The sequence below is a fragment of the Polynucleobacter sp. JS-JIR-II-c23 genome (genome assembly GCF_035011225.1).
Taxonomy (GTDB): Bacteria; Pseudomonadota; Gammaproteobacteria; order Burkholderiales; family Burkholderiaceae; genus Polynucleobacter.
Genome location: NZ_JAYGQT010000001.1, coordinates 99,009 through 111,648, shown reverse-complemented (window position 1 = coordinate 111,648; position 12,640 = coordinate 99,009). Strand labels below are relative to the sequence as shown.

Below are 12,640 nucleotides of genomic sequence, written 5' to 3'. Positions count from 1 at the left end.
TTATTACTATTACTACTAAGATATATACAAGGATTTAAAAGCAATGCAACTCGTTAACACTTCTCGCGATAGCCTACTAAAACCACTTCAGGTTGTTAGTGGAATTGTTGAACGCAGACACACGCTGCCAATTTTGGCTAATCTCTTATTTAAAAAAGTTGGAGAAAAAGTTTCATTCATCTCCACTGATATTGAAATTCAAATTACAACAAACGCTAATTTTGGTGTTGGTACAGAAGATGTAACAACAACTGTTGCCGCTAGAAAACTTTTAGACATTTTGCGTGCATTGCCAGAGGGTCCAGTATCTTTAAATCTTAAAGATAACAAGATGGTTGTACAGAGCGGCAAAAGCCGTTTCTCTTTGCAAACGCTTTCTGCAACTGAGTTTCCGGTGATGCAAAGCGTGGGCGAGGTAACTGCTGCTTGGAAGATGTCGCAAAAGAGTTTCCGTCAACTCATTAGCCAAGTACATTTTTCAATGGCTCAACAAGATATTCGCTATTACTTAAATGGGATGTTGTTGGTAATTGAGGGTAAAGAGGTGGTTGCGGTGGCAACAGATGGTCACCGCCTTGCTTACTCTCAGGTTGAGCTGGCAGAGGCCCCATCAGGCTCTGGTCAAAAACAAGAAATCATTATTCCTCGCAAAACAATTTTGGAGTGCCAGCACTTACTCGAGGATTCTGATGAATCCTTGGAAATTAGTTTGACAGCTAATCAAGTGAAGTTTGCATTTGGTGATATTGAATTAATTTCAAAATTAGTTGAAGGTAAGTTTCCAGATTTCCAGAGAGTGATTCCGAAGGGCCATAAAAACTCACTCGTAGTTGGTCGTGATGCTCTTCAATCAGCACTTCAACGCGCCGCTATTTTGACAACAGACAAATTTAAAGGGGTTCGTTTTTCCCTATCCCCAAACCGCATCACAATTCAATCAACCAATGCTGAGCAAGAAGAAGCTCAAGAGGAGATTGAGACTGAGTATGCTGGTGATGCAGTAGAAATTGGATTTAACGTTAGCTACTTGTTGGATGTTTTATCAAACCTAAAGAATGAAAAGATTCAAATTAGTTTAGGTGATGCAAATAGCAGTGCTGTGATTACTCTGCCTGGCTCAGAGAGCTTTAAGTATGTTGTGATGCCAATGCGTATTTAACTTAGAAAAAAATGACTGAAGAAAAAAAAGTAGTAGAGCAGTACGGCGCTGCATCGATTCAAATCCTAGAGGGTCTTGAGGCTGTTCGTAAACGTCCTGGTATGTATATCGGAGACACATCCGATGGTACGGGTTTGCACCACCTTGTATTTGAGGTTTTGGATAACTCCATTGACGAAGCTTTGGCTGGTTATTGTTCTGAAATCACAGTAGTTATTCAAACTGATAACTCTATTTCTATTGTCGATAATGGTCGTGGTGTCCCAACAGGGATTAAATATGACGATAAGCATGAGCCGAAACGTAGTGCTGCTGAAATTGTCATGACTGAGCTCCATGCTGGTGGTAAGTTCGATCAAAATAGTTATAAAGTTTCAGGTGGTCTTCATGGTGTGGGCGTTAGTTGCGTAAATGCGCTATCCAAATGGTTAAAGTTAACTATTCGTCGCGATGGCAAAGCTCACCACATGGAGTTTGCGCGTGGCGTTATTCAAAATCGCAATGTTGTTGATGAGAACGGGGTTTTAGTTTCTCCAATTACTGTTACTGGTGATACTGAGCTTTCAGGAACCGAAGTTCACTTTTTGGCTGACGAAACAATTTTTGGAAACGTCGAGTTCCATTATGAAATTCTAGTTAAGCGTATTCGCGAACTCTCTTTCTTAAACAATGGTGTTCACATTAAGTTGATTGATCAACGTACGGGTCAAGAAGAAGACTTTGCTTTCTCTGGTGGTGTAAAAGGCTTTGTTGAGTACATCAACCAAACTAAAAACGTACTGCACCCCAATATTTTTTATGCTGAGGGCAATCGCCCCTCAGACCTAGGCGGTCAAATTACTGCTGAAGTATCTATGCAGTGGAATGACAGCTTTAGTGAGCAAGTACTTTGTTTTACTAACAACATTCCACAGCGGGATGGTGGAACACACTTAACCGGCTTGCGCGCTGCAATGACGCGCGTCATTAATAAATACATTGATGAGCATGAAGTTGCCAAGAAAGCAAAAGTAGAAATTTCTGGTGATGACATGCGCGAGGGCTTGGCCTGCGTTTTATCAGTGAAGGTTCCAGAACCAAAATTCTCCAGCCAAACAAAAGATAAATTGGTTTCTAGTGAGGTGCGTGGCCCGGTTGAAGAAATTGTTGCCGAAGCATTGAGCGCATATCTCCAAGAACGTCCAGCTGACGCGAAGATTCTGTGCGGCAAGATTGTTGATGCGGCCCGTGCTCGCGAAGCCGCACGCAAAGCGCGTGACATGACGAGACGTAAGGGTGTATTGGATGGGCTTGGCTTGCCTGGAAAGTTGGCCGATTGCCAAGAAAAAGATCCAACCAAATCCGAACTCTTTATTGTCGAGGGAGACTCCGCAGGGGGCTCTGCCAAACAAGGACGTGATCGTCGCTTCCAAGCAATTCTTCCGTTAAAAGGAAAAATCCTTAACGTTGAAAAAGCACGTTTTGACAAAATGCTTGCCAGCCAAGAAGTGGTTACTTTAATTACCGTTTTGGGCACCGGCATCGGGATCGAAGAATATAAGGCAGATAAATTGCGTTATCACCGCATCATTATCATGACCGACGCGGACGTTGACGGTAGTCATATCCGCACGCTGTTGTTAACTTTCTTCTATAGGCAGATGCCTGAGTTGATCGAGCGTGGCCATATCTATATTGCTCAACCACCTCTTTACAAAGTAAAGTTTGGCAAGAATGAGCAGTACATTAAAGACGACAACGAGCTAAATCAGTTGTTGTTAAAAATTGCACTTGAAACAGCATCCCTACAAACGCCATCAGGTGAAATTATTGAGGGTGAGGCGCTCAATGAGTTGGCAAAACACTATCAAGTGATTCAGTCGATTGTTGACCGCTTGTCTCGCACCATTGACGAAGATGCTCTGCGAGCAATTGCTTCAGGAACACCATTAAATCTGGATACCGAAAAATCAGCTAACGAATCTGCTGATCGCTTAAGGCAAGCGCTTGCGGATTCTTTGAATCCTTTAGCTTTGCCACCAGAAATTATTGTTCAAAAAGAAGACCGTACTGAGCGCTTCCGCTTGTTGTTATCGCGCCGTATTCATGGAAACCTGAAGCTCTCTTCCATTAACTCTGACTTTGTTCATGGTGATGATTACCAAAGCCTTGCAAATGCCGCAGCTGTTTTATCGGGCAAGGTTGTAGCGGGCTCCAAGGTTCGTCGCGGCGACCCTGATAAAAACCAAAAAGAGCAAACTATTGGCGACTTTAGGGCCGCCTTTGCTTGGTTGTTGTCTGAGGCAGAGCGCGTATTGAGTCGTCAGCGCTATAAAGGCCTTGGTGAGATGAATCCATCACAGCTGTGGGAAACCACTATGGATGCAAGCTCTAGAACACTCTTGCAGGTAAAGATTGAAGATGCCATTGCTGCGGACCAGGTCTTTACTACGCTTATGGGGGATGAGGTTGAGCCTCGTCGCGCATTTATTGAAAAAAATGCCCTTATTGCCCGCAACCTAGACGTTTAACTTATGACAGCCAAAAAATTAAAACCACCCAAGGTGGACCGATCCTCTATTGTTGTGAAGTCTTCGCCGATTCATGGAAAGGGCGTATTTGTTGCCAAACCCATTAAAAAGGGCCAGGCAATTATTGAATACAAAGGCGAGCGCATCAGTTGGAAGCTTGCAGAGAAGCGCCACCCCCACGACCCCAAAGATCCTAATCATACTTTTTACTTTTCATTAGAAGATGGTCGTGTGATTGATGCGAAATATGGTGGGAATGCTGCGCGCTGGATCAACCATTCATGTAAGCCAATTTGCGAAACCCGGGAAGACAGTTTTGATGGTGAGCCCCGCGTGTTTATTTATGCAAAGCGCGCCCTGAAGGTTGGTGAAGAGTTGTTTTATGACTACTCACTCGATATTGAGGGAAAGATTACCAAGCAAATGAAAAAAGATTACGAGTGCCGTTGCGGTGCAAAAAAGTGCCGTGGCACTATGCTTGCAACTAAAGATAAGTAAAAATAATTTTCATGTTGTTTGTAACAATCCAAGAGCTAGAGGCTGCCATCAACTACTGGCGCAGTCAGTCCCCATCGGAGGGTGATGAGTTGCGACTCTGTCCCGAGGCGTCGGCCCTGGCCAAACCTTATGCATTAATGATTGTCCAGGGCGCCCAAAGGGTGCCGGTGGATGTCTTGGATGAATTGGCTCGTTCAGCGATTCAGGAATTTCAAAAACTTCCCTAAAATTTTTTTAGCGTTGCCACTTTAATTGTTTAGGGTTATTGCTATATAAAGCCACGCTATCTTGGGGTATTCTCATATTCTTGCTCCCAAGTAGGGGGTAGAGGGCATGAGATTGCAAGAAACAATATTAAAAACAATTGGACTGGGAAAATCCTTTAAGGGATTTTCTGCGGTCACTGATGTGAACCTAGATGTCGCTCGGGGAACCATTCACGCTTTGATTGGGCCTAATGGAGCCGGCAAGACGACTTGCTTCAATTTGTTGACCAAGTTTTTAGAGCCCAGCAGCGGCCAAATCTTATTCAATGGTTTTGACATCACCAAAGAGGCCCCCGCACAAATTGCGAGACGGGGCATTATTCGCTCCTTTCAGATTTCTGCTGTTTTTCCACATTTAACGGTTATTGAAAATGTTCGTGTTGCACTGCAGCGAGGATTGGGGACCGAGTTTCACTTCTGGAAGTCTGGAAACTCCTTAAATGTGCTTAATGAGCGCGCACTAGAGCTTCTCCATGAGGTTGGCTTGGAGGACTTTGCCGACGAAGAAACGCTCAATCTAGCTTATGGCCGTAAAAGGGCGCTTGAAATTGCAACAACTTTAGCTATGGAGCCGGAGTTAATGCTTTTGGATGAGCCCACCCAGGGAATGGGTCACGAAGATGTTGAGCGTGTAACAGAGTTGATTGATCGTGTGGCCAAGGGCCGCACTATTCTCATGGTCGAACACAATATGAAGGTGGTTTCTTCAATTGCAGATCGTATTACCGTTTTACAGCGTGGCTCAGTGTTGGCTGAGGGTTCATATCATGAGGTTTCAAACAACCCACTGGTTGTTGAGGCTTATATGGGTAGCCATGGGGGAGACAACCTATGAGCACCATGGCGCTAGAGGTTAAAAATTTAGAGTCTTGGTATGGCGAATCTCACATTTTGCATGGCGTGAATTTTGCTGTGCGTGATGGCGAGGTTGTTACTTTACTTGGAAGAAATGGCGCCGGTCGAAGCACCATTCTGAAAACCATCTTAGGATTAACTAGTAAAAGAACTGGTTCTGTAGAGGTGTATGGGGCGGAAACTATCTCCATGCCCACTTATAAGATTGCTCGTTTGGGGGTTGGTTTTTGCCCGGAGGAAAGAGGAATTTTTGCTAGCTTGAGTACAGAGGAAAACCTTTTGCTTTTGCCAGAGATTGCGCCTGGCGGCATGGGTTTGGACGAGATTTATGAGATGTTTCCAAATCTCTATGAGAGAAGAAACAGCCCCGGCACCCGCTTATCTGGTGGCGAGCAGCAAATGCTGGCAATGGCGCGAATTCTGAGAACCGGCGCAAAGTTATTGTTATTGGATGAGATTACTGAGGGGTTGGCACCCGTGATTGTGCAAAAGCTTGGAGAAGTTGTTACCAGCTTGCGCAACAAAGGCTTCACGATTGTGTTGGTTGAGCAAAACTTCCGCTTTGCTGCACCCTTGGCTGATCGTCATTATGTAGTTGAGCACGGAAATGTGGTTGAGGTGGTGCAACAAAGCGAGCTTGCCGAAAAAGCAACTTTATTAAATGAGTATCTTGGTGTTTAGTGGATTTCTATAGGAGACGGTAATGAAGTTAAAGCAAATAACCGCATGTCTGGTTGCGGCGACCATGTTTGGTTCAAACCCAGCATTTGCACAAAGTGGATCTAAAGTAAGTGGCGACGTTGTAAAGATTGGTGTATTAACCGACCTTTCATCAACCTATTCTGATTTGGCTGGCCCTGGTGCGGTGATTGCTGCAAAAATGGCAATTGCTGATTTTTCCAAAGACGGCACTGTAATTGGCAAGAAGATTGAGCTTGTTAGTGCTGATCACCAAAACAAGGCTGATATTGCTGCAAACAAAGCGCGCGAATGGTACGACAAAGACGGCGTAGATGTGATTGTTGAGTTAGTTTCAACCAACGTTGCCTTGGCTGTAATGGAAGTAGCAGAGCAAAAGAACAAGATTACTTTGGTTTCTGGCGCAGCTTCTTTACCAATCACCAATGAAAAATGTACAGCGAACAACGTACATTGGACCTACGATACCTACGCACTTTCTAACGGCACAGCTAAGGCTGTAGTAAAGCAGGGTAAAAAGAACTGGTACTTTATTACTGCTGACTATGCTTTCGGCGCTGCCTTAGAGAAGGACTCAACCAACGTTGTGACTGCAAACGGCGGCAAGGTATTGGGTACTAGTAAGCATCCATTCCCCAATAGCGATTTTTCTTCCTACCTCCTGAAAGCCCAAGCTAGCGGAGCAGATGTGGTTGCTTTGGCAAACGCTGGTCAAGACACTATCAACAGCGTAAAGCAAGCCTCTGAGTTTGGCATTAACAAAAAGCAGACGGTTGTTCCATTGTTGATGTTTATCTCTGATGTGCACTCTTTGGGCCTTCCTGCCGCACAAGGCATGTATCTCACAGAAGGCTTCTATTGGGACAAGGATGACAAGACCCGTGCGTTCGCTAAACGCTTTATCTTGCAACACAAGCGTATGCCAACCAGTGTTCAGGCTGGTGTTTATTCATCCGTTCTTGCTTATTTAAATGCTGTGCAAAAAGCCGGTACCGATGACACTCAGGCTGTAATGAAGGCTTTGAAGTCAACCAACATTGATGATGGTCTTTTCAAGGGCAAGATTCGTGCTGACGGTAAATTTGAGCATGACATGTATTTGCTAGAGGTGAAGAAGCCGTCTGACTCTAAGAGCCCATGGGACTATTACAACGTCAAAGCGGTGATTCCTGCTGCCGAAGCAACACAACCACTTTCATTGTCACGATGCAAGCTGGTTACTAACAAGTAATTGATCCCCACCTAGTATGTTTGAACTTCTCGGAATTACCCCTCAAGGGCTGGTAGCCCAGCTCTTGGTGGGGCTGATTAATGGCTCGTTCTATGCCATATTGAGTTTGGGATTGGCCATTATTTTTGGCCTTCTCAACATCATTAATTTTGCACATGGCGCCCAATACACCATGGGTGCTTTTGTGGCCTGGATAGGTTTAACCCAGATTAGCCAATGGCTTGGCTTCCCTGACTTATCTATTAATTATTGGTTTGCTCTTATTGTTGTTCCGTTGGTTCTGGCTGGTTTCGGCTTAATTCTGGAGCGCACAATGTTGCGCCGCCTGTACCACCTTGATCACCTATATGGTTTGTTGCTGACTTTTGGTTTGGCTCTCATTATTGAGGGCATGTTCCGTCACTGGTACGGCATCTCTGGTGAGAGCTATCCAGCCCCAGAGATATTGCAGGGAGCAATCCCGCTGGAGTCGCTTGGCATCATCCTGCCAAAATATCGTGTTTGGGTAGTTGTTATCTCTTTGGTAGTTTGTTTCTCAACCTGGTATGTGATTGAGAGAACAAAGTTGGGCGCCTATTTGCGCGCCGGAACCGAAAACCCTAAATTACTACAAGCCTTTGGTATCAATGTCCCGCTGATGATTTCTTTGGCCTACGCCTATGGCGTTGGTCTAGCGGGCTTCGCTGGTGTATTGGCAGCCCCTATTTTCCAAGTGAACCCGTTGATGGGCTCCAACCTCATTATTGTTGTGTTTGCGGTGGTAGTGATTGGTGGCATGGGCTCGATCATGGGTGCCATCCTTACTGGTTTGGGCTTGGGTCTAGTTGAGGGCCTGACTAAGGTCTTTTATCCAGAGGCCTCCGGCGTTGTGATTTTTGTGATCATGGCAATTGTTCTTTTGATTCGTCCTGCTGGACTGTTTGGGCGGGAGAAATAAGCATGAATCCAAAAACAAAATTGCTATACGGCATCTTGGTTTTAATTGCCCTGTTATTGCCATTCCAAGATTTTATTTATCTCGTATTTGCAATGAAGGTGCTGTGCTTTGCCCTTTTTGCATGCGCATTTAATTTGCTTTTGGGTTTTACTGGGCTTCTATCTTTTGGTCACGCAGCATTTTTTGGAACTGCCGCTTACATTACCGCTTACTTCTGCAAAGAGGCGGGCCTCTCCCCTGAGTTAGGAGTTGTGTTGGGCGTTGTTGGTTCTGGGGTTCTGGGATTCTTAATTGGATCGTTGGCTATTCGCAGACAAGGTATTTACTTTGCGATGGTGACTTTGGCCCTTTCGCAAATGGTTTACTTTTTAGCTGTTCAGCTTCCGTTTACAGGCGGTGAAGATGGAATACAGGGTGTCCCGCGCGGCATGTTATTTGGCTTGATTGACCTAAAAGATGACGTTGCAATGTATTACTTTGTTTTAGCGGTTTTTTTATTTGGTTTTGCCGTCATCATGCGCGCAGTGCACTCTCCGTTTGGTCAGGTTCTTAAGGCAATTCGTGAGAATGAGCCTCGTGCAATTTCCTTGGGTTATGACGTTGATCGTTTTAAGTTGATGTCTTTTGTGCTTTCGGCTGCATTATCTGGTTTGGCAGGATCCATGAAATCTTTGGTGTTCCAGTTGGCAACACTGACCGATGTTCACTGGCACATGTCCGGTGAGGTTGTGTTGATGACTTTGCTTGGTGGCATGGGAACCATTCTGGGCCCAGTGGTTGGCGCAGGAATTGTGGTTGGTTTGCAAAACTACCTCGCCAACATTGGCTCATGGAGCACAATTGCAACCGGCTTCATTTTTGTCATTTGTGTTTTAGCATTTCGTCGTGGCGTTGTTGGCGAAATTGCCGCGTACTATAAAAACAAAAACTGAGTTTTTATTTTTCCTTTTATTATTTGGCTTTAGTGCGGCGCTCTCGCCGCACTCATTTAATTAAAAGAGACTCTCATCGAATTTTCAATTTTCATATGGCCGCTGCTTTTGGCAATGGCCTTCTTTGCTGGGCTGGTTGATGCTGTAGCTGGAGGTGGAGGCTTGATTCAGGTGCCCGCCCTGTTTGCTGCTTACCCCAATGTTCCGCCTGCAACTTTGCTAGCGACGAATAAGGTTGCCGCGGTTGGTGGGACCTTTAATGCTGCGCGTAAATTTTTGCGCCACGTTTCTTTACCTTGGGCAATTGTTTTGCCAGCCATCATCGCAGGTTTTGTTGGCTCTCTTTTGGGTGCTAATGCAGTGAGCAATTTTCCAGCCGAGCCTTTGCGCAAAGCGTTGCCATTTGTTTTGTTATTTTTGCTTCTGTACACCTGGTTTCAGCCTTCACTTGGAGAGGCGCACGCACCGAAAATTCTTGGGCGCTTGCAACAAGTCAAGGGCGTCATTCTTGGTTTAACAATTGGTTTTTATGACGGCTTTTTTGGTCCCGGCACCGGCAGCTTTTTGTTGTTTGGTTTTGTGCGCTTTTTTGGTTTTGATTTTCTCCATGCGTCTGCGGCAACAAAATTGGTAAACGTAGCAACAAACCTAGCTGCTATTTTGATGTTAGCCAGCCTTGGTCAAATTAATTGGCCTCTTGGGTTTGCGATGATGATTGCTAATATCGCCGGCAGTCAGTTTGGTAGTCGATTAGCAATTAAGCATGGCAGCGCCTTTGTCAGAAAGGCTTTTCTGCTTATTGTTAGCGTGTTGATATTGAAGTCAGCCTGGAATGCTTATTTCATCAATTAAATCAAATACTTAGAGATATATTCATTGTTTTTCTAAGATTTTTTGATCTTTTGTTTCACGTGAAACAAACAAAATGCTATGATCATCGCCCTATCTGAGGCAAATCATGCGTTATTCCAAAAGTTTCGATGTCATTGTGGTTGGCGGCGGTCACGCTGGGACTGAGGCCGCGCTTGCGTCGGCACGCATGGGTTGCGACACCCTATTAATTACTCATAGCATTGAAAACTTGGGCGCTATGAGTTGCAACCCCTCCATTGGCGGGATTGGTAAGGGACATTTAGTCAAAGAAATTGACGCCATGGGTGGCGCAATGGCTGCCGCGACAGATGAGGCTGGTATTCAGTTCCGCATCCTCAATTCTAGTAAAGGCCCCGCTGTTCGAGCTACTCGCGCTCAGGGTGACCGAGTTTTATATAAGGCCGCCATTCGCCGCCGCCTAGAAAATCAACCTAATTTAAGCATCTTCCAGGCCGCAGTGGACGACTTATTGGTCAAGGGTGATCAGGTCCAGGGCGTTGTTACCCAAATGGGCCTGGAGTTCGAGGCAAAAAAAGTGGTCCTGACGGCGGGCACCTTCTTGGATGGAAAAATCCATGTTGGCTTAAATAATTATGCCGGTGGGCGTGCCGGTGATCCTGCCGCAGTTTCTTTGTCGGCTAGACTAAAAGAGTTGAAGCTCCCCCAGGGGAGGCTGAAGACTGGCACCCCGCCTCGTATTGATGGTCGAACAATCGACTTCTCAGTCATGCTTGAGCAGCCTGGGGACTTGGATCCAGTGCCGGTGTTTTCTTATTTGGGGCGTCCAGAGCAGCATCCTAAGCAGGTTCCTTGCTGGATTTCTCATACAAATGAAAAGACTCACGATATTATTCGAGGCGGTTTAGATCGTTCACCAATGTATACCGGTGTGATTGAGGGGGTTGGCCCCCGCTACTGCCCTTCTATTGAGGACAAAATTCATCGTTTTGCCTCGAGAAATAGCCACCAGATCTTTTTGGAGCCAGAGGGCCTAACAACTAACGAGTTTTACCCCAATGGGATTTCTACCAGCCTACCTTTTGATGTTCAGTGGGACTTAGTCCGCAGCATTCGGGGTATGGAGTCTGCGGTGATTGTTCGCCCTGGTTATGCAATTGAGTACGACTTCTTTGACCCACGCCAATTGCGCCATAGCCTTGAGACAAGGGCTATTGGCGGACTTTACTTCGCTGGTCAAATTAATGGCACTACGGGCTACGAAGAGGCTGCAGCGCAGGGTATGCTGGCCGGAATCAATGCTGGCTTGGCAGCGCAAGGTAAAGATCCTTGGCTTCCAAAACGCAGCGAGTCCTATATTGGTGTTTTAGTTGACGATCTAATTACTCGCGGGGTTCAGGAGCCGTACCGCATGTTTACAAGCCGAGCAGAATATCGCCTGAGCTTACGCGAAGACAATGCAGATATGCGCCTAACCACAATTGGGCGCGAGCTTGGATTGGTGGACGACTATCGTTGGGAGGTGTTTTGCAGAAAACAGGAAGCTGTTTCACGTGAAACATCTCGCTTGCAAGATATTTGGGTTGGGCCAAAACATGAGGCTGCCCCCCTAGTTTCTAGGTTGCTGGGTCAAGACCTGTCCCATGAATGTAGCTTAACCGAGTTATTGAGGCGCCCAGGGGTTACTTATGAAGCAATTACTGCTTTGGGTGACGGAATGTGGGCTCCTGAAACTTTAGATGAGGATCTTGGCTTGGCGTCTCAAATTAGCGACCAGGTAGAAATTTCAGTTAAATACCAGGGTTATATTGATCGTCAGGCGACAGAAATCGCTCGTCAAGAGCACAATGAATCTTTCCCACTTTCAGAGTTGTTAGATTACTCTCAGGTTGTTGGCTTATCTAAAGAGGTCCAGCAAAAGCTGAATTTGCATAAACCAGAAACATTGGGTCAGGCTGGCCGTATTTCAGGGGTAACGCCTGCTGCCCTTTCGCTTTTATTGGTGCACCTTAAAAAGGGCTTGGGCCGCACTCAAGAAACTCATGAGTGAGGGTTTGCTTGCCTTAGGGATTGAGGACCTTGGGTTGGAATTAAGCCCAAGCAATATCGCCGATTTAGAGTTGTTTTTGCAAGAAATGGGACGCTGGAACCAAGTTCATAATCTGACGGCAATCGAGGGTGAGAAAGACTCTATTCGACTGCATCTTATTGATTCTATTGCAGTTTTGCCAGTATTGAAACGCTTCTTAAAGGGCTCGTCTCCTAAGATTGCTGACCTTGGTTCAGGAGGTGGGTTGCCGGCCATTCCTATTGCCATTGTTCAGCCGGAGTGGCAGCTTTCACTGATTGAAGCCATCCGCAAGAAGACGGCATTTCTGCAGCATGTGCGCGGAAAACTGAAACTGAAAAACATTGAGGTGCTCTGCGAGAGAGTGGAAGATGCTGCAATGCAACAACCAGCACAATTTGATGCAGTCATTTCTCGGGCATTTACAAATCTCGCGCGTTTTTTGGATCTGTCATTGCCCTTCTTAAAGCCCGATGGCCTGGTATTCGCAATGAAGGCCAAGCGCGCAGACGACGAAATGAAAGATGTTTCCATGGACGATTGGCGCTTAGTTGCCGATGAGCCCCTTCATATCCCTAATTTAGCGGTGGAGCGACGCCTTTTGGTGTTGGCCCCCGTGAGAAAATCCACCCTCACCTCTTAAGTAAACCCAAA

The 12,640-nt window shown here is 45.8% G+C and carries 12 protein-coding genes; all 12 read left to right on the top strand.

The genetic code is table 11. From position 1 onward, the window contains the following. Positions 1-43: 43 nt before the first annotated feature. The 12 genes from dnaN to rsmG all read left to right on the top strand — a co-directional run bounded on the left by dnaN (position 44) and on the right by rsmG (position 12,629). Positions 44-1,159, top strand: coding sequence for a DNA polymerase III subunit beta (dnaN, locus tag VC159_RS00660; protein ID WP_215358803.1), 1,116 nt, complete (start codon positions 44-46; stop codon positions 1,157-1,159). 11 nt (positions 1,160-1,170) lie between these two features. Further along, positions 1,171-3,669: a DNA topoisomerase (ATP-hydrolyzing) subunit B gene (gene gyrB / locus VC159_RS00655; RefSeq protein WP_215358804.1), complete on the top strand. Its 2,499-nt coding sequence runs from the start codon at positions 1,171-1,173 to the stop codon at positions 3,667-3,669. 3 nt (positions 3,670-3,672) lie between these two features. After that, the gene (locus VC159_RS00650; protein WP_215358805.1) at positions 3,673-4,167 is read left to right on the top strand and encodes an SET domain-containing protein; all 495 of its coding nucleotides are present in this window, start codon (positions 3,673-3,675) and stop codon (positions 4,165-4,167) included. An 11-nt stretch (positions 4,168-4,178) separates the two neighbouring features. After that, positions 4,179-4,394, top strand: coding sequence for a DUF3717 domain-containing protein (locus VC159_RS00645; protein ID WP_215358806.1), 216 nt, complete (start codon positions 4,179-4,181; stop codon positions 4,392-4,394). Positions 4,395-4,500: 106 nt separating this feature from the next. Continuing rightward, positions 4,501-5,268: an ABC transporter ATP-binding protein gene (locus VC159_RS00640; protein WP_215358807.1), complete on the top strand. Its 768-nt coding sequence runs from the start codon at positions 4,501-4,503 to the stop codon at positions 5,266-5,268. Beyond that, positions 5,265-5,969, top strand: a complete 705-nt coding sequence (locus VC159_RS00635; RefSeq protein WP_215358808.1) for an ABC transporter ATP-binding protein — start codon at positions 5,265-5,267, stop codon at positions 5,967-5,969. Before VC159_RS00640 ends, VC159_RS00635 begins: the two co-directional genes overlap by 4 nt. Positions 5,970-5,991: 22 nt before the next feature. After that, a complete protein-coding gene (locus VC159_RS00630; protein WP_215358809.1) occupies positions 5,992-7,218 on the top strand; it encodes an ABC transporter substrate-binding protein in 1,227 nt (408 codons plus the stop codon). 16 nt (positions 7,219-7,234) lie between these two features. Next, positions 7,235-8,155, top strand: coding sequence for a branched-chain amino acid ABC transporter permease (locus tag VC159_RS00625; protein ID WP_215358810.1), 921 nt, complete (start codon positions 7,235-7,237; stop codon positions 8,153-8,155). 2 nt (positions 8,156-8,157) lie between these two features. After that, positions 8,158-9,087 carry a branched-chain amino acid ABC transporter permease gene (locus VC159_RS00620; RefSeq protein WP_215358811.1) on the top strand — a complete coding sequence of 310 codons (930 nt, stop codon included), beginning with the start codon at positions 8,158-8,160 and terminating at the stop codon, positions 9,085-9,087. Positions 9,088-9,201: 114 nt separating this feature from the next. After that, positions 9,202-9,939 carry a TSUP family transporter gene (locus tag VC159_RS00615; protein ID WP_215360250.1) on the top strand — a complete coding sequence of 246 codons (738 nt, stop codon included), beginning with the start codon at positions 9,202-9,204 and terminating at the stop codon, positions 9,937-9,939. Between the two features lie 106 nt (positions 9,940-10,045). Continuing rightward, positions 10,046-11,968 (top strand): tRNA uridine-5-carboxymethylaminomethyl(34) synthesis enzyme MnmG, encoded by a 1,923-nt coding sequence (gene mnmG, locus VC159_RS00610; protein WP_215358812.1) that lies wholly within the window; start codon positions 10,046-10,048, stop codon positions 11,966-11,968. Further along, a complete protein-coding gene (gene rsmG / locus VC159_RS00605) occupies positions 11,961-12,629 on the top strand; it encodes a 16S rRNA (guanine(527)-N(7))-methyltransferase RsmG (protein ID WP_215358813.1) in 669 nt (222 codons plus the stop codon). Before mnmG ends, rsmG begins: the two co-directional genes overlap by 8 nt. Positions 12,630-12,640: the final 11 nt, after the last annotated feature.